Origin of the sequence: Micromonospora orduensis (assembly GCF_006228125.1) — a bacterium.
Classification (GTDB): domain Bacteria; phylum Actinomycetota; class Actinomycetes; order Mycobacteriales; family Micromonosporaceae; genus Micromonospora; species Micromonospora orduensis.
This window is the reverse complement of record NZ_VDFY01000139.1, coordinates 37786-63895: the sequence shown is the minus strand read 5'-3', so window position 1 is coordinate 63895 and position 26110 is coordinate 37786. Positions and strand designations below refer to the sequence as shown.

Genomic DNA, 26110 nt, shown 5'->3' with positions numbered 1-26110 from the left:
GTCGGCGCGGAGGCGGTCCGCCTCGGACGCCGCCCAACCCGTCAACGCCGCCCACGCGTCGGCCACGTCGCCCCGGTCCGTCGCGGGTGGACCGAACCGGGCCAACCCGTCCCGGGTGGTGTCGAAGCCCCGCCACGCCGCCCGCAGACGCTCCTCGGCGGCGTCCACCCCGCCCCGCGCCCGACGGGCGGTGTCCCGGCCGGCGCGTACCGCGGCGGCCGCCTCCTCCAACGCGCGCCGCAGCCGGGCGTGCTCGGCCAACTCCCGGCGCAGCACCGCCGGCTCGGCGGCACCGGCGAGCTGCCCGGCCAGCTCGGCCAACCGGGCGTCCACCTGTTCCTGCCGGGCGCGGGCCTGCACCAGCAGCCGCTCCAGGTCCCGTGCCGCCGCGTCGCGCTGCTGCACCGCCGCCTGCGCGGCCTTGGTGGCGGCCCGCGCCGCCTTGCCGGCCGCCGTCGCCGCGGCCACCGCCGAATCCGCCGGCACCGCCGGAACCCGCACCACCGGCTGCTCGCACACCGGGCACGGCGCACCCTGATGCAGGTGCACCCGCAGGCTCACCGCCAGGTCGGTGGCCTTCGCCTCCTCGTGCGCCCGGAAGGCCGCCTCCAACTCGGCGTCGGCCCGCTCGGCGTCCGCGCGGGCAGCCGCCAACGCGGCCACCGCCGCGGCGTGTTCCTCGTCCGCCGCGCGCACCGCCGCGCGGACCGTCTCGGCCTCGCCGGTCAGCCGGTCCCGATCGTCGTACGCCCGCAGCAGCAGTCGCAGCGCGCTCTCGTCCCCGGCGCCGGCCAGCTCGCCGCGCAGTTTCTCCTCGCGCTCCTCGGCCAGCGACACGGCGGTGGCCGCCGCCTCGGCCTCGGTGCGCGCCGTCGTCACCGCGAGCGCCACCTCGGCCACGCCGCCCGGCGCGAACACGTCGGACAGCACGGCCAGCTCGTCGTCGAGTGCGGTGAGCGCCGCCGCGGCCTCCCGTGCGGCGGACCGGGCCGCCGCCAGGAGTGGCACCGCCTCGGTCACCGCGGCGGCCAGCTCGGCCATCCGGTCGACCCGGGCGGCCGCCTCGGCCAACGCCTCGTCGTCCACATCGGACAGCCCGGCGAGCACCTGGTCGACCGCTTCGAGGCGGGCCTCCGCCTGCGCCGCGCGCGTCGTCGCCCGCTTCTGCACGTCCTCGTAGACGCCGAGGCCGAGCAGGTTGACCAGGATCTGCTGCCGGGTCGCCGGCTTGGCGTGCAGGAAATCGGCGAACTGCCCCTGCGGCAGCACCACACAGCTGGTGAACTGCTCGTACGGCAGCCCCACCGCCTCCAGCACCGCCTGCTCCATCTCGGCGGGGGTGCCGGCCACCACCTCGCCGAGATCGTCCGGGCTCAACCCGGTGTCCAGTTTGGTGACGTCGAAACCGGCAGGCATCAGCTGCAACCCGGCGTTCGCCGTCTTCACATTGCCCCGACCGTCCCGGCGGACCACCCGGGTCGCCACGTACCGGGCGCCGCCGGACTCGAAGACCAGCCGCACCCGGGCCTCGGCCGCCGACGGCGCGAGCGCGTTCGCCAACCCCCGGGTGCCACCCCAGCGGGGCACCGTGCCGTAGAGGGCGAAACAGATGGCGTCCAGCACTGTGGACTTGCCCGAACCCGTCGGGCCGATCAGGGCGAAGAAGTCGGCGTCGGTGAAGTCGACTGTGGTCTCGTCCCGGAAGACCGTGAACCCGGCCATGTCCAGCCGCATCGGACGCATCAGTGATCGACCTCCTCGAAGAGCTCGTCGAAGAGTTCCCGGACACCCTCGTCGGCGTGGCCCCGGCTGTCCAGGTAGTCGGCGAACAGCTCCCGCGGCGACCGCCCCGACCGCTGCGCGATGCGCGTGCCGCTGCCCGACGCGGCCACCAGCTCCGGGTCGATCCGGATCTCCAGCGCCCGGGGCAGCAGCTCCTGGACCTCCTCGCGCAGGCCGGCGCGCGGCTGCTCCCGCACGAACACCCGCAGCCAGGCGTCCGGCGCCTCGATCTCGGCGAGCTGGGCCAGGGTGCCCCGCACCGTACGCAGCGCGCTCGCCGCGGTCACCGGCACCTCCCGCACCCGCGCGGCGGTGCTGGCCGTCACCTCGACGATCGTCACCGAGGGGATGTTCTCCTGCTCGCCGAAGTCCACAGCGAGCGGACTGCCGCTGTACCGCACCGGGCAGGGGCCCGCGACCCGCTGCGCCCGGTGCAGGTGACCCAGCGCCACGTAGTGCGCGGTGGCCGGAAAGACGGTGGCCGGAACGGCGTAACCCAACACGGTGTGCGCGTCGCGCTCGCCGCCACCGGTGGCCGCGCCGGTCACCGTCAGGTGCGCGGTGACCAGGTGCACCCGATCCGGTTCGGTGAAACCCTCGGTCAGTCGCCCCAGCACCCGGCCCAGGTGGTCGGCGTACGTCTGGTTGGTCTCCGCGGCGGTCAGCTCGTACATCTCCAACGCGCGCACCGCGTACCGCTGGGACAGGAACGGCAACGCGGCCAGCCGCCACCGCTCGCCACCGGCGGTGGTGCCGTCGATGACGTGCTCGTCCGGGTTTTCCCGCACCCCACCGCGCAGCGTGATGCCGGCGGCATCGGCCCACGGGCGCAGTGCGTCCAGCGCCGGGCCGTTGTCGTGGTTGCCGCCGATCGCCACCACGTCCGCGCCGGTACGCCGCAGCGCCGTCAACGCCCGGGTGACCAGGCGGGTCGCCTCCGAACTGGGTGCGGCGGTGTCGTAGAGGTCACCAGCGACGATCACCAGATCCGGTTGCTCGGCGCGGGCGATGTCGATCACCCCGGCCAGTACGGCCTTGTGCTCCTCGGCCCGGGACTGCCCCTTGAGCACCTTGCCCACGTGCCAGTCGGAGGTGTGCAGGATCTTCATGGGTGTGCCGGCCCCTACCTAGAACGGGATGTCGTCGTCGGTGCCGCCGCCGGAGCCCACCACGGCGAACGGGTCGGCGGACTGGGTGATCGAGCGCAGTGTCTCCGATGGCGCCCGGCCCGCCTCGGAGACCCGGGTCGCCCACGCCGGGAACGGGAACTCCAGGCAGAGCGGCACCGGGATGTCGGGCTGGTTGACGAACATGGTGCCCGGCTTGGCCAGCAACGCCCGCTGCCGCTGCGCCGGTGGCAGGAAACCGTACTCCGGGCGGGACGCCTCGGCCGGGTCGAGCCGGCCGACCACCCGGATCGCCGAGTTGGTGACGATCCGCCGTTCCACCTCGCTCGCCGTCTGCTGCGCGCCGATCAGGATCACGCCCAGCGAGCGGCCCCGCTCGGCGATGTCGAGCAGGACCTCCTTGATGGGGGAGGAGCCCTCCCGGGGGGCGTACTTGTTGAGCTCGTCGAGGACGACGAAGAGCAGCGGCTTGGCGGTGCCGGACTTCTCCTTGCGTTCGAACTCGCTCTTGAGCGTCACACCGACCACGAACCGCTGCGCGCGGTCCGGCAGGTTGTGCAGGTCGACGACTGTCACCTGCGCCGACTCGCTGGTGTTGATCGAGTGCGGGCGACGGGTGGCCAGGTCGCCACGGATCAGCCGGGCCAGATCCTTCTTACTGCCGATCAACCGCCGGGCGAACGCGTTGACGGTGCCCAGACCCACCGCGCTGCCCGCCCAGTCCGAGCGGGTCTCGTCGTCGTTGAGCTGGTCGACGATGTGGTCGACCAGGTCGCCGTACGAGCCGAGCCGCACCCCGTCGATGCTCACCCCGCCGTCGGCCGGCTGGGCGTACCGGGCCAGGTGCGCGGTGACCGAGTGGACCACCATCGTGTACTGCTGGCGTTCGTCGTCGGCGTCGGCGAACACGTACGGCAGGAGGCGGTCGGCGCAGAACTCGGCGAGCGTCCAGTAGAACGAGTCGACGCCGGTGAGCCGGCTGCTCACGTCGGGAGTGCCCGACGAGTCGCCGGGGCGCGGCGGGGCGTAGACCCGCACGTCGGGGAAGGCGCCGGCGCTCAACCCGAGCTTCGCGTACGCCGCGCGGGTCGGCTCGTCGAGGCGGGTGTTGGGGTGGTCGAGGAAGAGCAGGTCCTCACCCTTGACGTTGAAGATCAGCGCCTTGGCGTTCACCGCGTCGCCCCCCAGCACCCCGGAGCGGAAGACCGAGTAGAGCAGGAAGGTGGCGAAGCTCGTCTTGGTGGCCACCCCGGAGATGCCGGAGATCGAGACGTGCGCGCCCCGGCTGCCGTCGAGAAAGTCGGCGTTGAGGTAGACCGGCACCCCGTCGCGGCCCATCCCCATCGGGATGCGCCGTTCCATCCGGTCGAAGTGCAGCGCGCGCGCCCGGGCGTCGCCCTCGGCCCGGTGCACCACCGCGCCAGGGGTCGGCGGCACGTACAGCTCCGGGTCGACCCGGGTGGTGGTGACCTCGGCCGCCTCCTGCACCTGTGCGGGCAGCGTGCCGTCGGCGATGGCGAACACGTCGGAGTCGAACTGGGCGCCCTCGTGCCGGGCGCGGACCTGGGTGACCACCCCGGCGATCGTCACCGGCTCGCGGTCGGGCAGGTCACGCCTGGTCACCACCACGTCGTCGAGTTGGAGGTAGCTGCCGGGCGCCACGGCCGTCCAGAACTGCAACGGGGTGGCGTCGGCGGTGCCCAGCACCCGCCCGACCGCCTCGCCAGGGCTGTCGAGGCCGGCGTCGGTCATCGGGCGACTCGGGTCGGTCGGGCATCACGGTCGGCGCGCATGCCCTGCATCCTGCCCGAGGAGTACGACAGGTCGCCACGCGACGCGGCGGACGACACCAAGCGCCGTCACACTCACGACGCTTGGTGTGTGACCGGGTGACGGCCCGTCACGGGCGGGCGTGGCGGAGCAGGAGGACGCCGTCGTCGGCGGCGAGCACGTGCCGCAGTGGCAGGTGCCGGGGTGACCCGGTGTCGCCGGCGGTGATCCGGCCCGGCCCGGGTCCGGCCAGCAGCGGTGAGACGGTCAGGCACAGCTCGTCCACCAGGTCGGCGGCGGTGAGCGCGCCGAACAGGTGTGGGCCGCCCTCGCAGAGCAGTTGGGTAAGTCCGCGCCCGTGCAGCGCGGCGAGGCCGGCGGCCAGGTCGACCCGATCGGTGCCGCAGCGTAGCAGGTCGGCGACGTCGGAAAGGCCGGGCGGCGGGTCGGCGTCGGCGTGGGTGAGCACGATCGGGCGGACCGGCGCGTCGGCGAAGGCGGCCTGCGCCGGGTCCAGGTCGAGCGAGCCGGAGACGACCACAAGCGTCGGGTACTCCGTGAGCCCGTTGGCCCGACGCCAGGCGCGGCGGGTCTCGTTCAGGCGGACCGCCCGGTATCCCTCGTGGCGAAGCGTGCCGGCGGCCACCACGAGCGCGTCGCAGACCATCCGCAGCAGGCCGAACACCCGCTTGTCCGGCTCCCCGGAGAGCCCGGCGGAGTAGCCGTCGACGGTGACCGCGCCGTCCAGGCTGGCGACGAAGTTGACCCGCAGCCGGGGGCGGTCGGCGCGACCGTACAGGCTGGTCAGCGTGGCGTCGTCGAGCGGCTCGGTCGACGGCTCGGGCCAGAGCCGTCGGATCGGAATTCCGACGGTCATTCGCCGGCCGGACCGGTGACCGGAGGGGTCGGTTCGGCGGTACGGTGCTGGCAGTCGCACCAGTTCCGGCCCGGGCAGTCACCGTGCCGCCGGGCCCGGCACGCTCGGCAGATCATGCTCGCAGCCTAAGCCGCGGGAGGACAGGACAGCATGCCGCGTCAGATCTTCCAGCTGAAGATGTCCCTGGCCGGCGTCCGCCCATCGGTGTGGCGTCGGGTGCTCGTGCCGGCCGGCTACACGCTGGACCGGCTGCACCGGGTGGTGCAGCACGCGATGGGCTGGCGGGACTGCCATCTGCACTCGTTCGAGATCGACGCCGTGCAGTACGGCGAGCCCGACCCGGACGGTGAGTTGGCGCTGCACGACGAGCTGGACGTGCGGCTCGACGCGGTGCTCGGCAAGGGCAGCCGTTTCTCCTACACGTACGACTTCGGTGACTGGTGGGAGCACGACCTGGTCGTCGAGGACGCGCTGACCGCGGACCCGGACGAGCGGTACCCGGTCTGCCTGGACGGTGAGCGGGCCTGCCCGCCGGAGGGGATCGGGGGACCGGCGGGCTACCAGGCGCTGCTGGCCGCGCTCGACGATCCGGGTGTCCTGGCCGACCCGCGGTACGCCCTGCTGCGTGACTGGGCGGGTGTCAGCTACGACCCGTCCCGCTTCGACCCCGACCGTACGACCACGTTGCTGCGCCGCTTCTGCTGATCCGGCTCCGTCGGTTCCACCAGGCAACGGTCGCCCAGGGTGCCCGCCCGAAACAGGGCGGTAACGATCTGGGAACGCTCCCATCGGTCTATTGACACCCTGGGGGCACCCCGGCAATCTCATGGGAGCGCTCCCGGGGGAGTGGCGGATATCTCCTTCACGGCTCCCCCCACGACGCCCCGGCCATCGGCAGGGCGACAGCAGGGCGTTGCAGCATCCCCCGCCACACACGACACCAAGCCTCACCACTTGAGAGGGGTCAGGATGAGCGTCACCTCACGTCGCCGCTTTGCGGCGGTCGCGCTCGCGTCCGTCGCCGTGCTCGCCGCGGCGACCGCCTGCGGCGACAGCGACTCGTCGTCCGGATCGGACGGCGGCAAGGTCACTCTGGTCGTCGACGTCTTCGGCGACCAGGGCTTCGGGTACGAGGAGCTCTACAAGCAGTACCAGTCGGAGCACCCGAACGTCACCATCCAGGAGCGCGGCAAGGGCCTGGGCCTGGGCGACTACAACACCCGGCTGACGCAGCAGATCACCGCCGGCGCGGGCGCCGGCGACGTCGTCGCCCTCGAAGAGGGCACGATCGTGCAGTTCTTCGCGCAGGCCGACAAGTTCGTGAACCTGGCCGACCACGGCGCCAACGACCTGAAGAGCAACTTCCTGCCCTGGAAGTGGGAGGGTGGCCTCACCCCGGACGGCAAGGTCCTCGGTCTCGGCACCGACGTCGGCGGCATGGCCGTCTGCTACCGCAGCGACCTGTTCAAGGCCGCCGGTCTGCCGACCGACCGCGAGCAGGTCGGCGCCCTCTGGCCGACCTGGGACGAGTTCATCGCGCAGGGGCAGAAGTTCGCCGCCGCCGACAAGAAGCACAAGTTCGTCGACTCGGCGACCAACTTCTACAACATCGTGCTGATGCAGAAGGCCGGCGCGGGCACCGGCTACACCTACTTCGACAAGAGCAACAAGCTCACCGTCGGTGAGAACCCGGACGTGCGGTCCGCGTTCGAGCTGACCACCAAGATGACCGCCGCCGGTCTGTCGAACAACCTGAAGAGCTTCTCCAACGAGTGGAACGCCGGCTTCAAGAACGGCAGCTTCGCCACCATCGGCTGCCCGGCCTGGATGACCGGTGTCATCAAGGGTCAGGCCGGTGACGCGGCCGCCGGCAAGTGGGACGTGGCCAAGGCGCCCGGCAACGGCGGCAACTGGGGCGGCTCCTGGCTGGCCGTGCCGAAGTCCAGCAAGCACCAGAAGGAGGCCGCGGAGCTGGCCAAGTTCCTGACCAGCGCCAAGAGCCAGACCGAGGCGTTCAAGAAGGTCGGGAACCTGCCCTCGTCGCCGCAGGCCCTTGAGGACCCGGCCGTGCTCGCCGCGACCAACGAGTACTTCAGCGGGGCGCCGATCGGCAAGATCTTCGCCGCCGGCGCGAAGGAGCTGAAGCCGGTCTACCTCGGCCCGAAGAACCAGGCGGTCCGCGACGCGGTCGAGAACGCGCTGCGCAGCGTCGAGCAGGGCAAGGCCGCCGACGCGGCCTGGCAGGACGCGGTGAAGAACGGCGAGGCAGCAGGCAAGTAACTGGCTGTCGACGCGCTCACGGGTGGTGCCGGACTCCGGCACCACCCGTGAACCCGCGTCGGAACGCCCTGCCGCGGCGCCCGCGACGGTGCCGCCAAGTGTGAAGGACCGTTCATGAGCTCTCTGAAGACCACCGCGCCGCCGGCCGCGCCGGCCCGTGGGCCGCGGCCCGCCCCGCGGCACTCCCCGCAGCGTGGCCGGCTACTGAACCGGCTGGACCTGCGCCTGACCCCGTACGTCTTCGTCCTGCCGTTCTTCGTGCTCTTCGCGATCTTCGGCGTCTACCCGATCATCTACACGTTCTGGATCGCGATGACCGACAGGTCACCGCTGAACGCCACGATCAGCTTCGTCGGCGTGGACAACTTCGTCGAGCTGTTCACGAACGACCCGCAGTTCTGGAACGCCGTGGTGAACACCTTCGGGATGTTCCTCATGTCCACGATTCCGCAGCTGCTCATCGCCCTGCTGCTGGCCAACGCCCTGAACCGGCGTATCCGGGGGCAGATGTTCTTCCGGCTGGCCATCGCCATGCCGATCATCACCTCGACCGCCGTGGTCGCGCTCATCTTCTCGATGATCTACGCCCGCGAGTTCGGCCTGGTGAACTGGTTGCTCGACCTCGTCGGCGTCGGCCCCATCGACTGGCGGGCCAACCGGTTCGCGTCCTGGTTCGCCATCTCCACGATGGTCGACTGGCGGTGGGTTGGCTACAACGCCCTGATCTACCTCGCGGCGATGCAGTCGATCAGCAAGGACATGTACGAGGCCGCGGCCCTCGACGGCGCCTCCCGGCGTCGGCAGTTCTGGTCGATCACCATTCCCCAGCTGCGCCCCACCATCATCTTCACGCTGATCATCTCGACGATCGGCGGTCTGCAGCTCTTCACCGAGCCGCTCATGTTCACAAGTGGCTCGGGCGCACTCTCCGGTGGCTCGGAGGGGCAGTTCCAGACGATCACGATGTACCTGCTGGACGTGATGAACCAGCGGTTCCGGTGGGGGTACGCGGGCGCCGTCGCCCTGGTGCTCTTCGTGCTGATCGCATCTGTCTCACTGCTCAACTACCTGCTGGCCCGCCGAATCAGCTCCGACAAGTGAGGGTGGCGCACCCATGACCATGACCACTCTGCGACCACCGGCGGCCCTGCCGCCGACCGGGCGTACCGGCATCCGCCACCGGGCGGAGAAGCTCTGGACGGCCAGTCCCCTGACCTGGGTCGGGCTCGTCCTCGGCGTGATCCTGTCGCTCTTCCCCTTCTACTGGATGATCGTCATCGCCTCGCGGACCAGCGACGCGGCCAACTCCTGGCCGCCGCCGTTCCTGCCCGGCGGCAAGCTGGGCGAGAACATCCAGCGGGTCCTCGACAACGGCGACGCGAACATCGTCAAGGGCCTGATGAACTCGTTCCTCGTGTCCGGCACCATCACGGTGGCGACCGTCTTCTTCGGCTCGCTCGCCGGGTTCGCGTTCGCGAAACTGAGGTTCCGGGGCAAGAACGCGCTGCTGCTCATCATCCTCGCCTCGATGATGATTCCCATCCAGCTCGGCGTGCTGCCGTTGTACATCCTGATGGCCAAGCTGGAATGGCTGAACACCATGCCGTCGGTGACCGTGCCGTTCCTGATCGGCGGTTTCGGCATCTTCATGATGCGCCAGTACGCCGAACAGGCCGTGCCCAACGAACTGATCGAGGCGGCCCGGGTCGACGGCTGCTCCACCTGGCGTGTCTACTGGCATGTGGTGGTGCCGGCGCTGCGTCCCGCGGCGGCGGTGCTCGGCCTGCTCACCTTCATGGAGCAGTGGAACCAGTTCTTCTGGCCGTTCGTGGTGCTGGCCGACCCGGCCAACCCGACCGTGCAGATCTCGCTGCGCAGTCTGAACACCGCGTACTTCGCGGACAATTCCCAGATCTTCGCGGGTACGTTGATCGCCACCCTTCCGCTGTTTGTCGTGTTCGTTCTGTTCGGCCGCCAGATCATCGGCGGGATCATGGAAGGTGCCGTCAAGTCGTGAGCAACCCCGCCAGCCCGCCCGCCGTCGGTGTCCTCGACGACCGGCCCGGGTTGACCTTTCCACCCGGCTTCCTCTGGGGGGCCGCGACCGCGGCGTACCAGATCGAGGGGGCGGCGGCCGAGGACGGCCGTACCCCGTCGATCTGGGACACCTTCAGCCACACCGACGGCCGGGTCGTCGCCGGGCACACCGGCGACGTGGCCTGCGACCACTACCACCGGGTCGGTGACGACGTCGCGCTGATGGCCGAGCTGGGCCTCAAGTCGTACCGTTTCTCGGTCTCCTGGCCCCGGGTGCAGCCCGGCGGCACCGGCGCGGCCAACCAGCGCGGCCTGGACTTCTACCGGCGGTTGGTCGACGAGCTGCTGGCCAACGGCATCGAGCCGTGGCTCACCCTCTACCACTGGGACCTGCCGCAGCCGCTGGAGGACGCCGGTGGCTGGCCGGCCCGGGAGACCGCGGCCCGCTTCGCCGACTACACGACGCTTGTCGCCGACGCGCTCGGCGACCGGGTGCGCTACTGGACCACGCTCAACGAGCCGTGGTGCTCGGCGTTCCTCGGCTACGGCTCGGGCGTGCACGCGCCCGGTCGTACCGACGGCGCGGACGCGGTCCGTGCCGGGCACCACCTGATGCTCGGCCACGGCCTGGCCGTGCAGGCGTTGCGGGCCAGCCGGCCGGACGCCGAGGTGGGCGTGACGGTCAACCTCTACCCGGTCGACCCGGCCAGTGACGCGCCCGCAGACGTGGACGCGGCCCGGCGCATCGACGGGTTGGCCAACCGCTTCTTCCTCGACCCGCTGCTGCGCGGGTCGTACCCCCGGGACCTGGTGGCCGACCTGCGCACGGTGACCGACTTCGACCACGTGCGCGACGGTGACCTGGCGACCATCGCCACGCCGCTGGACATGGTCGGCGTCAACTACTACAGCCGGCACGTGGTCGCCGCGGCGGTCGAGGGCGTCGAGGCCGACCCGGCCCCGTCGTGCTGGCCGGGCAGCGAGGACGTCCGCTTCGTCACCCGGGGTGTCCCGGTCACCGACATGGGCTGGGAGATCGACGCCCCCGGCCTGACCGAGACGCTGCGCCGGGTGCACGACGACTACACGGACCTGCCGCTGTACGTCACCGAGAACGGCTCCGCTTTCGTGGACGCGGTCGTCGACGGGGGGGTCGACGACGTCGACCGGCTCGCCTACTTCGACGCCCACCTGCGGGCCGCGCACGAGGCGATCAACGCGGGGGTGCCCCTGCGGGGATACTTCGCCTGGTCGTTGATGGATAATTTCGAGTGGGCCTGGGGTTACACCAAGCGATTCGGCATGATCCATGTCGATTACGACAGCCAGGTCCGCATTCCCAAGTCCAGCGCCAGGTGGTACGCCTCGGTGATCCGACGCAACGGTCTGGCCGCACAATAGGCTCGGGCCAGCCATCAGGGCGGTCCTGGTGTCCACCTTCCGCTGGTGGCACCGGGCCCGCCCGCCGTCGGAGGAGCAGACGATGACAACGCAGCGCACCCGGTCGCTCGGGCGCCCGACCCTTGACGCGGTCGCGGCGCGCGCCGGCGTCGGCCGGGGCACGGTCTCCCGCGTCGTCAACGGCTCGCCCCAGGTCAGCCCGGAGGCCCGGGCCGCGGTCCAACAGGCCATCGCCGAGCTGGGGTACGTGCCGAACCGGGCCGCCCGGGCGCTTGTCACCCAGCGGACCGACTCCGTCGCGCTTGTGGTGTCCGAATCCGGCGACCGGGTCTTCACCGAGCCGTTCTTCGCCGCGATCGTGCGGGGGATCAGCTCCGGGCTGCTGGAGACGCCCATGCAGCTCTGGCTGGCCATGGCCCAGTCGCCTGTCGAACGGGAGCGGGTCGAGCACCACCTGACCAACCAGCACGTCGACGGTGTCCTGCTGCTGTCGCTGCACGACTCCGACCCGCTGCCCACCCTGCTGGAGGAGCGCGGCCTGCCCGCCGTGCTCGGCGGCCGGCCGGCCCGGATGCTGCAACCCGGCGCGCAGCCGGCCTGGTTCGTCGACGTGGACAACGTTGGCGGGGCCCGGCAGGCCGTGGAGTACCTGACGGGGCGGGGGCGGCGCCGGATCGCCACCATCGCCGGCCCGCAGGACATGGGCGTCGGCCTGGCCCGGCTGGCCGGCTACACCGAGGCCGTCAAGGCCACCGGGGGTGGCGTCAACCCCGACCTGATCGCGTACGGCGACTTCAGCGAGGGCAGCGGCGCGAGCGCCATGCGCCGGCTCCTGGACACCTGCCCGGATCTGGACGCGGTCTTCGTCGCGTCCGACCTGATGGCGTTCGGCGCGCTGCGCACCCTGCGCGAGGCCGGCCGGCGGGTGCCCGAGGACGTCGCGGTGATCGGGTTCGACGACGCGACGATCGCCCTACGGGCCGACCCGCCGCTGACCACTGTCTTCCAGCCGGTGGAGGAGATGGGCCGGCAGATGGCCCGTCTGCTGGTGGCCCGCATCCGCGGCGAGGACCTGCCCACCCCGCACATCCTCCTGGACACCCAACTGATCCACCGAGCCTCCGCCTGACCCCCACCCGGAGGGCGGGCGGAGGCTCCGGGATGGGGTTACGAGGTCCAGCGGCGGAGCTCGCGCTTGGCGAGGGAGTTGCGGTGGACCTCGTCGGGGCCGTCGGCGAGGCGCAGGGTGCGGGTCTGTGCCCAGAGAGCGGCCAGCGGGGTGTCCTGGCTGACGCCGGCGCCGCCGTACCCCTGGATGGCCTTGTCGATCACCCACTCCGCCATCGCCGGCGTGCCGATCTTGATGGCCTGGATCTCGGTGTGGGCGCCCTTGTTGCCGACGGTGTCCATCAGCCAGGCCGTCTTGAGCACCAGCAGGCGGGCCTGCTCGATGCGCACCCGCGACTCGGCGATCCACTCCCGCACGACGCCCTGCTCGGCGAGCGGCCGGCCGAACGCGACCCGCCCGAGCGCCCGCTTGCAGAGCAGCTCCAATGCCCGCTCAGCCATTCCGATCAATCGCATGCAGTGGTGGATCCGCCCCGGACCGAGCCGGGCCTGGGCGATGGCGAAGCCGCCGCCCTCGGCGCCGATCAGGTTCTCCGCCGGCACCCGGACGTCGGTGAAGTCGATCTCGGCGTGCCCGCCGTGCGACCCGTCGGTGTAGCCGAACACGGTCATGCCCCGACGGACGTCCACCCCCGGGGTGTCCCGGGGCACCAGCACCATGCTCTGCTGGCGGTGCCGGTCGGCGTCCGGATCGGTCTTGCCCATCACGATGAAGATCTCGCAGCGCGGATCCATCGCCCCGGACGACCACCACTTGCGCCCGTTGATCACGTACTCGTCGCCGTCGCGGGTGATCCGGGTGGCGATGTTCGTGGCGTCGGAGGAGGCGACGTCCGGCTCGGTCATGCAGAACGCGGAGCGGATCTCCCCCTCCAGCAGCGGCATGAGCCAGCGCTCCCGCTGCGCGTCCGAGCCGAACTCGGCCAGCAGCTCCATGTTGCCGGTGTCCGGCGCCGCGCAGTTGACCGCCTCCGGCGCCAGGTGCGGGCTGCGCCCGGTCAGCTCGGCCAGGGGCGCGTACTGGAGGTTGGTCAGGCCGGCGCCGTAGCGCGGGTCGGGCAGGAAGAGGTTCCACAGGCCGCGCTTGCGGGCCTCGGCCTTCAACTCGGCCAGCACCGGGGTACGCGACCACGGGTCGCCGGCGGCCACCTGCTCGGCGTGCACCGCCTCGGCCGGGTAGACGTGCTCGGTCAGGAACCGGGTCAGCTCGTCGCGCAGCTCCTCGGTCCGGGTGTCGTACGCGAAGTCCATCACCGCTCCCTGGCGGCGGTCAGCCCGTGTACGACCAGCGGTGCCACCATGTCGCCGATCCGGTCGAAACCCGCACCGAGGGTCTGCCCCAGGGTGTGCCGGTAGTGGATGCCCTCGCAGATGACCGCGAGCTTGAAACAGCCGAGCGCCACGTGCCAGTGCAGCGGCCCGACGTCGACGTCGCTGCGCCCGGCGTACCTGTCGATCAGCTCGGCGCCGCTGGGGAAGCCGGCGCGCGGGCCGAGGCCGTCGGCGACCGGGTTGCCGGTGGCCGTCTCGCTGCCGCCGAGCACGTCCCAGTACGTCAGGAGCAGCCCCAGGTCGGCGAGGGGGTCGCCGAGGGTGGCCATCTCCCAGTCGAGCACCGCGTGCACGGCCACCGGGTCGGCGGAGGCGAGCAGGTTGTCGAGCCGGTAGTCGCCGTGCACGATCCGGCCGGCGTTCGCACCCTCCGGGGCGGTCGCGGCGAGCAGGTCGCGCAGCTCGTCGATGCCGGGCAGCGGGCGGCTGCGGGAGCGGTCGAGCTGCCCGGCCCAGCGGCGTACCTGCCGGGCCAGGTAGCCCTCGGGGCGGCCGAAGTCGCTCAGCCCGACCGCGGCCGGGTCGACGGTGTGCAGCGCGGCGAGGGTGTCCATCATCGCCATGGCGAGGGCCCGGCGTCGTTCGTCGCCCAGCGGGTCGGTCTGGGCGCGGGTGCGGAAGACCTCCCCGGGTACGCGTTCCATCAGGTAGAACGGGGCGCCGATCACGTCCGGGTCGGCGCAGAGCAGCAGGGCCCGCGGGACCGGCACGTCGGTCGGCGCCAGCGCCGAGATGACCCGGAACTCGCGGGCCATGTCGTGCGCGGTCGCCAGCACGTGCCCGAGCGGCGGCCGGCGCAGGACGACCTCCCGGTCGCCGGCGCGCAGCAGGTAGGTGAGGTTGGACTTGCCGCCGGCGATCAGCTCGGCCCGCAGCGGCCCGGCGGCCAGCTCGGGCCGGTGCTGAGCGAGGTGGTCGGCGAGCCGGGCCAGGTCCAGGCCGGCCGGGACCGCTCCGGGCCGGAGTGCGTCGACGGCCGGATCAGTCATCCGACTAGTTGATGGCAGCCCGCTCACGTTGTCAAGGTCAGATTTTCCGCTCGGGACATGCCCCTGCAACAGGGACGAAATGGTCTACGACCAGGCTGTGACCAGCCTGCCGGCCGTCGCCGGCCCGCCGAGCGGAGGGACAGACATGTTGCTGCGAGTTCGGGTCACCCTGCCGGACCGTCCGGGCACCCTCGGCCAGGTCGCCCGCACGCTGGGCGTGTCCGGCGCGGACATCGTCCAGGTGGTGGTCCTGGAGCGGCTGGGCGGGCGCGCGGTGGACGACTTCACTGTGGTCTGGCCGGGGGCCGCCCGGGTCGAGCGGCTGCTGGCCGGTCTCGCGGCGATCCCCGGCGTACGGGTGGACGGTGTGTGGCGGGCGATCGGCGCGCCCACCACCACCGGTCAGGACGCGGAGCTGCTGGCCCAGGTCGCGGCGAACCCGGCCGACGGGCTGGCCACCCTGGTCGACGCGGTGCCCGGGCTGCTGGCGGCCGACTGGGCGGTGGCCGCCGTGGTCCCGGTGGACTGGGCCTCGCGCAGCGGGAGCGGCGGAGCCACCGTCGGGCACGCGAGCTGGCGCGCCCCCGTACCCCTGCGGTTGCCGGAGGTGACCCCGCTGCGGGGCCGGTCGATGACCACCCCCGACGGCACCCACCACGCGATAGCGCCGTTCGGCCGGGCCGGCCTGGTGCTGGTGGTGGCCCGCGAGCACAGCGACACGCTCTACGCCGCCGGTTTCCACAGCACCGAGGTGGACCGGCTCAGTCAGCTCGTACGCGCCAGCGCGGTCATCCTCGGTGACCGGCTGGACCTGGTGGGCGCGCCCCCCGTGGTCGCCGGCCCCTGAACGGCCGCAGGAGTTCCCGGGCCGACACCGGCGGGCAACCGGCCGGCAACAGCCGGGGGCGAGGCTCTGACGTGGGGAAGGGAGCCAACCATGACGTTGTGGCGGATCCGAGCGACGGTGGACGACCGGCCGGGTTACCTGTCCGTCCTCACGGCGAGCCTCGCGCTGCGCGGGGTCAACATCCTCACCGTGCAGGTGCAGCCCACCGAGCAGGGCGCGGTGGACGACTTTCTGGTCGACGCGCCGGACACGCTCGACGGGGCCGAGCTGATGGCGGCCGTCGAGCGTGGTCGTGGGCGGGACTGCTGGGTGGCGCGCAGCGAGGCGCGCGGCCTGGTCGACCAGCCGACCCGGGTGCTCGGTCTGGCCAACCGGCTGGTGCGTGACCCGGACGCGACGGGCGAGGCGCTGCGCGCGCTGCTCGGCGCCGACTCGGTCGCCTGGCGACCGGCGTCGACAGGCGTCGAGCGGGGCGTCACCGGCACCAGCATGTCGCTGGCCGACCCGGCGGGCGGCTCGTTCGCGCTGCGCCGGGCGGCGCCCGCGTTCACCCCGGCGGAGTACGCCCGGGCGCAGGCCCTGGTCGAGTTGGCCGCCACCGTGGCGCGGCGGGCCGCCGAACAGGTCACCCTGGTGCTGCCCGACGGCGCCGAGGTGGCCGTGCGACCGGCGTGCGTGGACGACCTGTCGGGTGTGCTGGAGCTGCACGAGGCGTGCTCCCCGCGCAGCCGGCACCGGCGGTACCTGGGTGGGGCGGCGGTGCCGCAGCCGGCCCGGCTGCGTCGACTGTTGGAGCCGGGCCGGGGGCTGGCGCTGGTCGCCACGACCACCGGCGCCGACGGCGCGCCGGAGTCGGTGGTCGCCCTGGCGAACCTGCTCGGCGAGGGCGACGAGGCCGAGGTGGCGCTGCTGGTGCGGGACGACTGGCAGCGGCGGGGGCTCGGCTCGGCGTTGCTGCGCCGGTTGGCCGGGCACGCCGACGCGGCCGGGTACGCGGCGCTGGTGCTGCACGTCCAGGCCGAGAACACGCCGATGCTGCGGACGCTGCGCCGGCTGGACCGGCCCAGCTCGGTCGACCGGGACGGCGCCCTGCTCACCGTCACCGTGCCGACCACGGTGGACCGCAGGGGCGCCTTCCTCACGCCGGGCGCGTAGGGGCACCCCTGCCGGCCACCGCCGGATCAGGTGGCGGGGTAGCTGCTGTAGTCGGGGAAGTTGCCGTACAGCCGGCCCTGGCCGCCGACAGTGACGGCGTGCACCAGCAGGTCGCCGCCGACGAACGCGCCCTTCCACGAGGCGCCCCGGCCGCCGAACGGCTCGTCGCGGTCACCCCGCGAGCGCGGCTTGTTGATGCCCACCTTGAACGCCTGAAGGTCCACCGCGAGCTTGCCGGCCAGCTCCTCGTCGTCGCAGGCGAGGGACGCGACGAGCGCGCCGTTGGAGGCGTTCATCGCGGCCAGCAGTTCGTCGGTGGTGTCGACCACGACGATCGTGTCGACGGGGCCGAACGGCTCGGCGTGCATGAGCCGGGACCGGCCGGGTGGGGCGAGCAGCACCGACGGCGCCACGTACGCCGAGGTGTCCTGCCCGGGCAGGAACGGCGCGCCGGTCAGCTTGCCCCGGTGCAGGGGCACCGCGCCGCCGCGGAGCGCCTCGTCGACCTTGCGGTGCAGTTCGTCGGCCTTGGCGGCGCTGATGAGCGGCCCGAAGTCCAACTCGGGCAGCGGGTCACCCGCGGTCCAGTTCTCGTCGACGGCGAGCGGGTGGCCGAAGCGGACCGAGCGCACCACCGGCAGGTACATGTCGAGGAACTCGTCGACCAGGTCGCGTTGCACGACGAACCGGGGGTACGCGGTGCAGCGCTGCTTGCCGTACTCGAAGCCCTTCTTCAGGTGCGCGGCGAGCAGGTCCCACTGGGAGAAGTTCCAGATGCCCCAGGCGTTGAGGCCCTCCTGCTCGATGAAGTGCCGCTTGTCGCTGTCGAGTAGCGCGGCGGCCACCTTGCCGCCGTTGGAGCGGCCGCCGACGAACGCGACCGCGCCGATCTCGGGCGCGCGGACCAGCACCTCGGACAGTTCCTCGCCGCCGCCGGAGACGAGGGTGGCGGGCAGGCCGGCACGGCGCATCAACGCGTGCGCGACGGTCAGGCAGACCGCGCCGCCCTGGGACGGCGTCTTGGCGATCACCGCGTTGCCGGCCAGCAGTTGGACCAGTTCGGCGTGCACGAGGACGCTCATCGGGTAGTTCCACGACGCGATGTTGCTGACCGGGCCGAGTAGCGGCTCGCGGCCGTCGGCGAGCATCCGGTCGATCTCGCCGGCGTACCAGCGGACGCCGTCGAGCGCCCGGTCCACGTCGGCGCAGGCGAGCCGCCACGGTTTGCCGATCTCCCAGACCAGCAGCAGGGCCAGCAGGTCGCGGTGGGCGGTGAGCGAGTCCAGGGCGTCGGCGACCCGGGCCTTGCGGTCGGCGAGCGGGGTCCGGGCCCAGGCGCGGTGCGCGGACGTGGCGTGCGTGACGGCGGCGCGGGCCGTGTCGGCGTCGAGCCGGGGCAGGTTGATGATGACGGTGTTGTCCACCGGGGTGCGGACCGGGGCGGGGCGGCCCACGGCCCGCCATTCGCCCTCGACGAGGTTGTGCAGTGTGGTGACGCCGTCCACGTCGGCGCCGAACGCCTCCGGCGCGGCAGCCACCGCGCGGGCGAGGACCTCGGACCAGGCGGTGCCCTCGGCGAGTCGTAGTGCCATCGCGTCCTCCTCAGGGTCGACCGGGGAGCGGCGGCGTCGATGGCACCGCTGGTGGTCGGTACTGTCCCGCGCGCGGTAGCGGGTCAGCAACAGTACGTTTGTCTGGCTGGCCGTCAACGCGCCCGAGCGGCGCGAGGATCTTTCTCGAAACGCCTGTCGTGAGCTGCGGAAACATCGAACATAAATCGAAGGATATCGATGATGTGAGATGGTCCGCAGTGGTTACTCGCGAGTACGGAAGCGGACCCCCGCACCTCGGCCCCGGCCGGCAGGCTTCCCAACCGACGGCCCGCCCATTACATTGTCGGTTATCCATGGGAGCGCTTCCACGACCCGTGGTCACACCGCCACCCCACCGTCGCCGGTGGCCACGCCGCCCCCACGCCGTCCCGCGTCGGTGCGACCACCGGCGGCGCCTCCGACAGGAGCCCGCCATGCGCCATCTGACCCGGCCGGTTCCCGGCCGAACCGGCCGGTCGCCGGTCGCCGACCAGCCCTGGCCCAGGCGAATGCTGGCCGCCGGCATCGCCCTGCTCACCGGACTGTCCCTCGTGGTCGCCGCCCCCCTGACCGGGAGCGCCTCCGCCGCGCCGGCGTCCTTCAACTACGCCGAGGCGTTGCAGAAGTCGCTGCTCTTCTACGAGGCGCAGCAGTCCGGTCGGCTGCCCGACTGGAACCGGGTCTCCTGGCGCGGAGACAGCGCGCTCACCGACGGCGCCAGCGCGGGTCTGGACCTCACCGGTGGCTGGTACGACGCCGGTGACCACGTCAAGTTCGGCTTCCCGATGGCGTTCAGCGCCACCATGCTCGCCTGGGGCGCGGTGGAGTACCGCAGCGGCTACACCGCCTCCGGCCAACTGCCGCACCTGCTGAACAACCTGCGCTTCGTCAACGACTACTTCATCAAGGCCCACCCGTCGGCCAACGTCCTCTACGGGCAGGTCGGCAAGGGCGACGACGACCACAAGTGGTGGGGTCCGGCCGAGGTGATGCCGATGGCGCGGCCCGCGTACAAGATCGATGCGAGCTGTGGCGGCGCGGATCTGGCGGGGGAGACGGCGGCCGCGATGGCCGCGTCCTCGATGGTGTTCCGGCCCACCGACGCCGCGTACGCGGACAAGCTGCTCGGCCACGCCCGGCAGCTCTACACGTTCGCCGACACGGTGCGGAAGTCCTACCACGAGTGCATCACCGACGCGACGAGCTTCTACCGCTCGTGGAGCGGCTGGCAGGACGAACTGGTCTGGGCAGCCATCTGGCTGCACCGGGCCACCGGCGAGGCCAGCTACCTGGCCAAGGCCGAGAGTGAGTACGACAAGCTCGGCACCGAGAACCAGACCACCACCCGCTCCTACAAGTGGACGATCGCCTGGGACAACAAGCAGTTCGGCGCGTACGTGCTGCTGGCCAACCTGACCGGCAAGCAGAAGTACGTCGACGACGCCAACCGGTGGCTGGACTACTGGACCGTCGGGGTGAACGGGCAGCGGGTGCCGTACTCGCCGGGCGGGATGGCGGTGCTCGACTCCTGGGGCGCGCTGCGCTACGCCGCGAACACCTCCTTCGCCGCGCTGGTCTACAGCGACAAGACCACCGACACGACCCGCAAGGCGCGCTACCACGACTTCGCCGTCCGGCAGATCAACTACGCGCTCGGCGACAACCCCCGGAACTCCAGCTACGTCATCGGCTTCGGCGCCAACTCGCCGAAGAACCCGCACCACCGCACCGCGCACGGGTCCTGGTGGGACAGCCAGACCGTTCCCGTCGAGACCCGGCACACCCTCTACGGCGCGCTGGTCGGCGGCCCGTCCTCGGCGAACGACGCGTACAGCGACAGCCGCTCGGACTACGTGATGAACGAGGTGGCCACCGACTACAACGCCGGCTTCACGTCCGCGCTGGTCCGGCTGACCTCCGAGTACGGCGGCACCCCGCTGGCCAACTTCCCGGTCGCCGAGACGCCGGACATCGACGAGCTGACCGTGGAGACCACGGTCATGCAGGCCGAACCGCGGGCCACCGGGCTCAAGGTGATGGTCTACAACAAGTCCGCCTTCCCGGCCCGCGCCCTGACCGACGGCCGGTTCCGGTACTACTTCCGGCCCGACGGCACCGGTCCCGTGCAGGTCACCGCCGGCTACACCCAGGGCTGCCCGTCCCCGACCACCGCCAAGCAGTACAGCGGTGACATCTGGTACGTCGAGGTGGACTGCGCCGGGTACACCATCGCCCCGGCCGGTCAGTCGCAGCACCGGATGGAGGTCCAGTTCAAGATCGGCGTGCCGGAGGGCGGCACCTGGGACCCGACCAACGACCCGTCGTACCAGGCGACCGCCGGTCCCAACCGGAAGGTCCCGCTCTACGCCGGCAGCACCCGCGTCTGGGGCGAGGAGCCCGGACCGGCCACCCCGGACACCACCGCGCCCACGGTGCCCGGCACGCCCGTCGCGTCCGCCGTGACGTCCAGCGGGCTCACGCTGACCTGGGCCGCGTCCACCGACACCGGCGGCAGCGGGTTGGCCGGCTACGAGGTGACCCGTACCTCGGCCGGCGCCACCCCGGTCCTCACCGCCTCGACGGGGGCCGCCCTGGCCGTGACCGGGCTGGCGCCCGAGCGGACGTACCAGTTCACCGTGCGGGCGTTCGACGGCGCCGGCAACCGCTCGGCGGCATCGGCCGCGCTCACCGTCACCACGCCGGCCGGCCCAGCGCCGGACACCACGCCGCCGACCGCACCCGGTACGCCCACCGCCTCCGCGATCGGCCCGACCGGCCTGACCCTGACCTGGGGCCCGTCCACCGACGCGGTGGGCGTCACCGCCTACCGCGTCTACCGGGGCGGCAACGTCCTGGTCGGCTCGGCCACCGGCACCACGCTGGCGGTGACCGGGCTGACCGCCTCGACCACGTACACCTTCACAGTGGTGGCGGTGGACGCGGCCGGAAACGTTTCGTCCGCGTCGCCCGGCGTCACGGTCACCACCACGGCCCCGCCTGCCGGCGGCGGTTGCGCGGTGACCTGGACGGCGAACAGCTGGGATACCGGGTTCACCGCGAACATCACGATCGCCAACACCGGCACCACGGCGATCAACGGCTGGACGCTCGCGTTCACCTTCGGAAGCAGCGGGCAGAAGGTCGGGCAGGCCTGGTCGGCGAACGTGACCCAGACCGGCGCCGCGGTGACCGCGTCGAACCTGTCCTACAACGGGACGCTGGCGCCGGGCGCGTCGACGAGCTTCGGCTTCAACGGCACCCACACCGGCAGCACCCCCAGGCCGGCCGCCTTCACCCTGAACGGCGCCGCCTGCACCGTCTCCTGACCCATCGACGCGGCGTGGCGTGGCCGGTACCGCGCCCGGGCGACCGGCCACGTTCACGCCGCGCAGAGGCACAACAATCCCGAAATTTTTCCGAAAACTCCATTGCCCGGACCGGCGCATGGTTAACATCGGCCAGATTCGATATATCAACCGAGACGTCTGGTCGTCCCCGCCTCGGCGGCCCGGGTGTTGGCCAGTAAGGAGGCAGAGATGGCAACAAGCCCATCCGTTCCCGGCGGCGGGACTCGGCGACGGCGATCGCCCGTCGTCCGAGCGCTGCTCGCCGGCGCGTTCAGCGTCGTGACCGTGGCCGCCGCCGCGGTGATGATGCCCTCGGCGAACGCCGCCGCGACCACGCTCGGCGCGGCCGCCGCCCAGTCGGGCCGGTACTTCGGCACCGCCATCGCGGCGGGCCGGCTCGGCGACTCGACGTACAGCACGATCGCCGGGCGCGAGTTCAACATGATCACGGCCGAGAACGAGATGAAGCCGGACGCGACGCAGCCCCAGCGGGGCCAGTTCAACTTCAACTCCGGTGACCAGATCTACAACTGGGCGACCCAGCGCGGCCTGAAGGTCCGTGGGCACACCCTGGCCTGGCACGCGCAGCAGCCGGGGTGGATGCAGAGCCTGAGCGGCAGCAACCTGCGTCAGGCGATGATCGACCACATCAACGGCGTGATGGGCCACTATCGGGGCAAGCTCGCCGCGTGGGACGTGGTGAACGAGGCGTTCAACGAGGACGGCAGCCGTCGTCAGTCGAACCTCCAGGGCACCGGCAACGACTGGATCGAGGTGGCGTTCCGCACGGCGCGGGCGGCCGACTCGTCGGTCAAGCTCTGCTACAACGACTACAACATCGAGAACTGGTCGTACGGCAAGACGCAGGGCGTCTACCGCATGATCCAGGACTTCAAGTCCCGGGGCGTGCCGATCGACTGCGTCGGGTTGCAGACCCACTTCACCGGCGGCAGCTCACTGCCGAGCAACTTCCAGACCACGCTGTCCAGCTTCGCCGCGCTCGGCGTGGACGTGGCGCTGACCGAGGTCGACGTCACCAACGCCTCCACCACCCAGTACGCCGGGCTGACCCAGGCGTGCCTGAACGTGCCGCGCTGCATCGGCATCACCGTCTGGGGCGTACGCGACAGCGACTCCTGGCGCTCGAACGAGAGCCCGCTGCTCTTCGACGGCGGCGGCAACAAGAAGGCCGCCTACACCTCCGTTCTCAACGCGCTCAACGCGGCCCCGCCGACCTCGAGCCCGACCGTGAGCCCGACCGTGAGCCCGACGGTGAGCCCGCCGCCGAGCGGCGGCGCCGGCCGGATCGTCGGCGTGCAGTCGGGCCGGTGCGTCGACGTGCCCAACGCCACGCAGACCAACGGCACCCGCGTCCAGCTCTACGACTGCAACGGTCAGTCGAACCAGCAGTGGACGTACACCACCGGCAAGCAGTTGAGGGTCTACGGCAGCAAGTGCCTCGACGCGAACGGCGCGGGCACCGCGAACGGCACCGGAATCATCATCTGGGACTGCAACGGTCAGCCGAACCAGCAGTGGAACATCAACTCCAACGGCACCATCAGCGGCGTGCAGTCCGGCCGGTGCCTGGACGTCTGGGGCACCGGCAACGGCCAGCAGGTCCAGCTGTACGACTGCCACGGGCAGACCAACCAGCAGTGGCGGACCGACTTCGGTGGCGGCACCACGCCGACTCCCACCACACCGCCGCCGACCACCACGCCGCCGCCGACGGGTGGCTGTGCGCTTCCGTCGACCTACCGGTGGTCGTCGACCGGCGCGCTGGCGAACCCGCAGAACGGCTGGGTCTCGCTCAAGGACTTCACAAACGTGGTCTACAACGGCAAGCACCTGGTCTACGGGTCGAACGTCAACAGCAGCGGCCAGTACGGCTCGATGAACTTCAGCCTGTTCACCAACTGGTCCGACATGGCCTCGGCAAGCCAGACCGGGATGAGCCAGGGCACCGTGGCGCCCACGCTGCTGTACTTCGCCCCGAAGAACATCTGGGTGCTGGCGTACCAGTGGGGACCGACCTCGTTCAGCTACAAGACGTCGAGCGACCCGACGAACGCCAACGGCTGGTCCTCGGCACAGACGCTCTCCACCGCCACCCTGCCCGACGCCCCGTACGGAGTGATCGACCAGACCCTCATCGGCGACGACCAGAACATGTACCTGTTCTTCGCCGGGGACAACGGCAAGATCTACCGGTCGAGCATGCCGCTCGGGAACTTCCCGGGCAGCTTCGGCTCGACCTACACGACGATCATGACCGACTCGACGAACAACCTGTTCGAGGGCGTCGAGGTCTACAAGGTGGCGGGCCAGAACCAGTACCTCATGATCGTCGAGGCGATCGGGAGCCAGGGACGCTACTTCCGGTCGTTCACGTCCACCAGCCTGGGCGGCTCGTGGACCCCGCAGGCCGCCACCGAGAGCAACCCGTTCGCCGGCAAGGCCAACAGCGGCGCGACGTGGACCAACGACATCAGCCACGGTGACCTGGTCCGCACCAACCCCGACCAGACCAAGACCGTCGACGCCTGCAACCTGCAGTTGCTGTACCAGGGCAAGAACCCCAGTGCGGGAGGCGACTACAACCTGCTGCCGTGGCGGCCGGGTGTGCTGACCCTGCAACGCTAGGGGACCGGGGCGTGCCCGGCACCGTAGGGTGCCGGGCACGCCCTTCGGGGCCTCAGTCGGCCAGGTCCTCGGCGAGCAGGTCCATCAGCAGCGCGTCGTGCCAGCGGCCGTCCTCGCCACGCTCGTAGCGGCGCATGATGCCCACCGGACGGAAGCCCACCTTCGCGTACGCCCGGATGGCCGCGCTGTTCGCCGCCGCCGGGTCGATGGTGAACCGGTGGTGGCCGTGCTCGTCGATCAGGTGCCGGGCCAGGGTGCGGATGGCGTCCCCGCCCAGTCCCTCGCCGCGCACCGACGGGTCGAGGAACACGTCCAGGCTGGCGTGCCGGTAGTCCGGGTCGGACTCGGCGTACCACTGGATCGCGCCGATCACCCGGCCGTCGTGCTCGATGGCGTACAGCGTCAGGTCGTCGTCACCGAGGTCGGCGTGGACGGACGCGGTCAGGTCGTCGCCGCCGCGCCACCATCGGCGTACCTCCGGGTGCGCCCGGATGGCCGCGAGGGCCGGCACGTCCGCGACCGTCGCCGGTCGCAGGGTCACCGCACGCCCGCGCAGCACCGGCTCAGCCTCTGCTCTCGCCGTGCTCGACACAGACCGCCGACCAGCCGACCGGCAGCACCTGCACCTTCATCCGACGGCGGCACGAATGGCAGTACCGGGGTGGCTCCAACCGGCGGGCCGACGCGCAGCCCGGATGGGCGCCGTCGGTCGCCGGCTCACCGCACCTGTCGCACCACACCTGGGTCGTCGTCACGGTCGTCACAGCGTGGCGGACAGGGCCTTGACCGGCATCTTCAGCTCGTCGAGCAGGTCCAGGTCGGCTGTCGCCGGCCGGCCCAGCGTGGTGAGGTAGTTGCCGACGATCACCGCGTTGATGCCGCCGAGCAGACCGTCGCGGGTGCCCAGGTCACCGAGGGTGATCTCCCGGCCGCCCGCGTACCGCAGGATGGTGCGCGGCATGGCCAGCCGGAACGCGGCGATGGCCCGCAGCGCGTCCTTGCCCTCCACCACGGGACGGTCGCCAAGCGGCGTGCCGGGGCGGGGGTTGAGGAAGTTGAGCGGCACCTCGTGCGGGTTCAGCTCGGCGAGCTGAGCGGCGAACTCCGCCCGCTGCTCGACGGTCTCGCCGAGGCCGAGGATGCCGCCGCAGCACACCTCCATGCCGGAGTCGCGGACCATCCGCAACGTCTCCCAGCGCTCCTCCCACGAGTGTGTGGTGACCACGTTGGGGAAGTACGACCGGCAGGTCTCCAGGTTGTGGTTGTAGCGGTGCACGCCCATGTCGACCAGGTCGTCGACCTGCTCCTGGGAGAGCATTCCCAGCGACGCGGCGACCTGGATGTCGACCTCGGCCCGGATGGCGGCCACGCCCTCGCGCATCTGCTTCATCAGCCGCGCGTCCGGGCCGCGTACCGCGGCGACGATGCAGAACTCGGTCGCACCGGTCTTGGCGGTCTGCTTCGCCGCCTCGACCAGGGACGGGATGTCCAGCCAGACCGAACGCACCGGAGAGGTGAACAGCCCGGACTGGGAGCAGAAGTGGCAGTCCTCCGGGCAGCCGCCGGTCTTCAGTGAGACGATCCCCTCGACCTCGACCTCCGGGCCGCACCAGCGCATCCGCACGTCGTGGGCGAGTTGGAGGGCGGCGGGCAGGTGCTCGTCGGGCAGACTGAGCACGGCGAGAATGCCGGCCTGGTCGAGGCCGACACCGTCACCCAGGACCTGGGTCCGGGCCTGGTCGAGGATCTCTGGCATGGCTCGTACCCTACAAGGCCTCCCGATCAGCCGGAATGACCCGC

At 71.6% G+C, this 26110-nt stretch carries 20 protein-coding genes; 10 read left to right on the top strand and 10 right to left on the bottom strand.

Annotated features, from left to right (window positions below; genetic code table 11):
* The 4 genes from FHG89_RS12110 to FHG89_RS12095 form a co-directional block, all read right to left on the bottom strand.
* Positions 1–1743 (bottom strand): AAA family ATPase (locus FHG89_RS12110; RefSeq protein WP_139584473.1); only part of this gene is annotated, 1743 nt, incomplete at its 3' end.
* Positions 1743–2891, bottom strand: coding sequence for an exonuclease SbcCD subunit D (locus FHG89_RS12105; RefSeq protein ID WP_139584472.1), 1149 nt, complete (start codon positions 2889–2891; stop codon positions 1743–1745). The genes FHG89_RS12105 and FHG89_RS12110, both read right to left, overlap by 1 nt.
* A gap of 18 nt (positions 2892–2909) precedes the next feature.
* Complete coding sequence (locus tag FHG89_RS12100; protein ID WP_139584471.1) at positions 2910–4661, bottom strand: ATP-binding protein; 1752 nt, start codon at positions 4659–4661, stop codon at positions 2910–2912.
* A gap of 148 nt (positions 4662–4809) precedes the next feature.
* The gene (locus tag FHG89_RS12095; protein ID WP_139584470.1) at positions 4810–5556 is read right to left on the bottom strand and encodes a pyrimidine reductase family protein; all 747 of its coding nucleotides are present in this window, start codon (positions 5554–5556) and stop codon (positions 4810–4812) included.
* A 150-nt stretch (positions 5557–5706) separates the two neighbouring features.
* Between FHG89_RS12095 and FHG89_RS12090 the strand changes: the two genes are divergently transcribed.
* From FHG89_RS12090 to FHG89_RS12065, 6 genes are all read left to right on the top strand, one after another.
* Positions 5707–6261 (top strand): plasmid pRiA4b ORF-3 family protein, encoded by a 555-nt coding sequence (locus FHG89_RS12090; protein ID WP_139584469.1) that lies wholly within the window; start codon positions 5707–5709, stop codon positions 6259–6261.
* A gap of 264 nt (positions 6262–6525) precedes the next feature.
* Positions 6526–7836 (top strand): ABC transporter substrate-binding protein, encoded by a 1311-nt coding sequence (locus FHG89_RS12085; RefSeq protein WP_139584468.1) that lies wholly within the window; start codon positions 6526–6528, stop codon positions 7834–7836.
* A gap of 114 nt (positions 7837–7950) precedes the next feature.
* Entirely contained in the window at positions 7951–8937 is a 987-nt protein-coding gene (locus FHG89_RS12080) for a carbohydrate ABC transporter permease (RefSeq protein WP_139584467.1), read from the top strand.
* Between the two features lie 13 nt (positions 8938–8950).
* Entirely contained in the window at positions 8951–9853 is a 903-nt protein-coding gene (locus FHG89_RS12075) for a carbohydrate ABC transporter permease (protein ID WP_139584466.1), read from the top strand.
* Positions 9850–11274 (top strand): GH1 family beta-glucosidase, encoded by a 1425-nt coding sequence (locus FHG89_RS12070; protein ID WP_139584465.1) that lies wholly within the window; start codon positions 9850–9852, stop codon positions 11272–11274. Before FHG89_RS12075 ends, FHG89_RS12070 begins: the two co-directional genes overlap by 4 nt.
* An 82-nt stretch (positions 11275–11356) precedes the next feature.
* The gene (locus tag FHG89_RS12065) at positions 11357–12403 is read left to right on the top strand and encodes a LacI family DNA-binding transcriptional regulator (RefSeq protein ID WP_139584464.1); all 1047 of its coding nucleotides are present in this window, start codon (positions 11357–11359) and stop codon (positions 12401–12403) included.
* A 38-nt stretch (positions 12404–12441) separates the two neighbouring features.
* On the opposite strand, the gene FHG89_RS12060 is transcribed toward FHG89_RS12065, so the two are convergent.
* Together FHG89_RS12060 and FHG89_RS12055 are read right to left on the bottom strand one after the other, a co-directional pair.
* Positions 12442–13653, bottom strand: a complete 1212-nt coding sequence (locus FHG89_RS12060) for an acyl-CoA dehydrogenase family protein (protein WP_139584463.1) — start codon at positions 13651–13653, stop codon at positions 12442–12444.
* The gene (locus tag FHG89_RS12055; protein ID WP_139584462.1) at positions 13653–14723 is read right to left on the bottom strand and encodes a phosphotransferase family protein; all 1071 of its coding nucleotides are present in this window, start codon (positions 14721–14723) and stop codon (positions 13653–13655) included. The genes FHG89_RS12060 and FHG89_RS12055 overlap by 1 nt, the downstream gene beginning before the upstream one ends.
* A gap of 145 nt (positions 14724–14868) precedes the next feature.
* Here FHG89_RS12055 and FHG89_RS12050 point away from each other — a divergent pair, with 145 nt between their 5' ends.
* Together FHG89_RS12050 and FHG89_RS12045 are read left to right on the top strand one after the other, a co-directional pair.
* Positions 14869–15570: an ACT domain-containing protein gene (locus tag FHG89_RS12050; RefSeq protein ID WP_139584461.1), complete on the top strand. Its 702-nt coding sequence runs from the start codon at positions 14869–14871 to the stop codon at positions 15568–15570.
* A gap of 90 nt (positions 15571–15660) precedes the next feature.
* Positions 15661–16725 (top strand): GNAT family N-acetyltransferase, encoded by a 1065-nt coding sequence (locus tag FHG89_RS12045; protein ID WP_139584460.1) that lies wholly within the window; start codon positions 15661–15663, stop codon positions 16723–16725.
* A 26-nt stretch (positions 16726–16751) separates the two neighbouring features.
* Here the strand turns inward: FHG89_RS12045 and FHG89_RS12040 are convergent, their stop codons facing one another.
* Positions 16752–18317: an aldehyde dehydrogenase family protein gene (locus FHG89_RS12040; protein WP_139584459.1), complete on the bottom strand. Its 1566-nt coding sequence runs from the start codon at positions 18315–18317 to the stop codon at positions 16752–16754.
* A 434-nt stretch (positions 18318–18751) separates the two neighbouring features.
* Here FHG89_RS12040 and FHG89_RS12035 point away from each other — a divergent pair, with 434 nt between their 5' ends.
* Both FHG89_RS12035 and FHG89_RS12030 read left to right on the top strand, forming a co-directional pair.
* On the top strand, positions 18752–21643 hold the full coding sequence (locus FHG89_RS12035) for a glycoside hydrolase family 9 protein (protein WP_208760940.1): 2892 nt from the start codon (positions 18752–18754) through the stop codon (positions 21641–21643).
* A gap of 210 nt (positions 21644–21853) precedes the next feature.
* The gene (locus FHG89_RS12030) at positions 21854–24310 is read left to right on the top strand and encodes a non-reducing end alpha-L-arabinofuranosidase family hydrolase (RefSeq protein ID WP_139584458.1); all 2457 of its coding nucleotides are present in this window, start codon (positions 21854–21856) and stop codon (positions 24308–24310) included.
* A 52-nt stretch (positions 24311–24362) separates the two neighbouring features.
* Here FHG89_RS12030 and FHG89_RS12025 read toward each other — a convergent pair whose 3' ends face one another.
* Genes FHG89_RS12025 through bioB form a run of 3 tightly spaced genes read right to left on the bottom strand, consistent with a single transcriptional unit; the run spans position 24363 to position 26066 of the window.
* Positions 24363–24869 carry a GNAT family N-acetyltransferase gene (locus FHG89_RS12025; protein ID WP_139584457.1) on the bottom strand — a complete coding sequence of 169 codons (507 nt, stop codon included), beginning with the start codon at positions 24867–24869 and terminating at the stop codon, positions 24363–24365.
* 4 nt (positions 24870–24873) lie between these two features.
* Positions 24874–25074, bottom strand: a complete 201-nt coding sequence (gene bsaP, locus FHG89_RS12020; RefSeq protein ID WP_139584456.1) for a biotin synthase auxiliary protein BsaP — start codon at positions 25072–25074, stop codon at positions 24874–24876.
* Positions 25071–26066, bottom strand: a complete 996-nt coding sequence (gene bioB / locus FHG89_RS12015) for a biotin synthase BioB (RefSeq protein WP_139584455.1) — start codon at positions 26064–26066, stop codon at positions 25071–25073. Before bioB ends, bsaP begins: the two co-directional genes overlap by 4 nt.
* Positions 26067–26110: the final 44 nt, after the last annotated feature.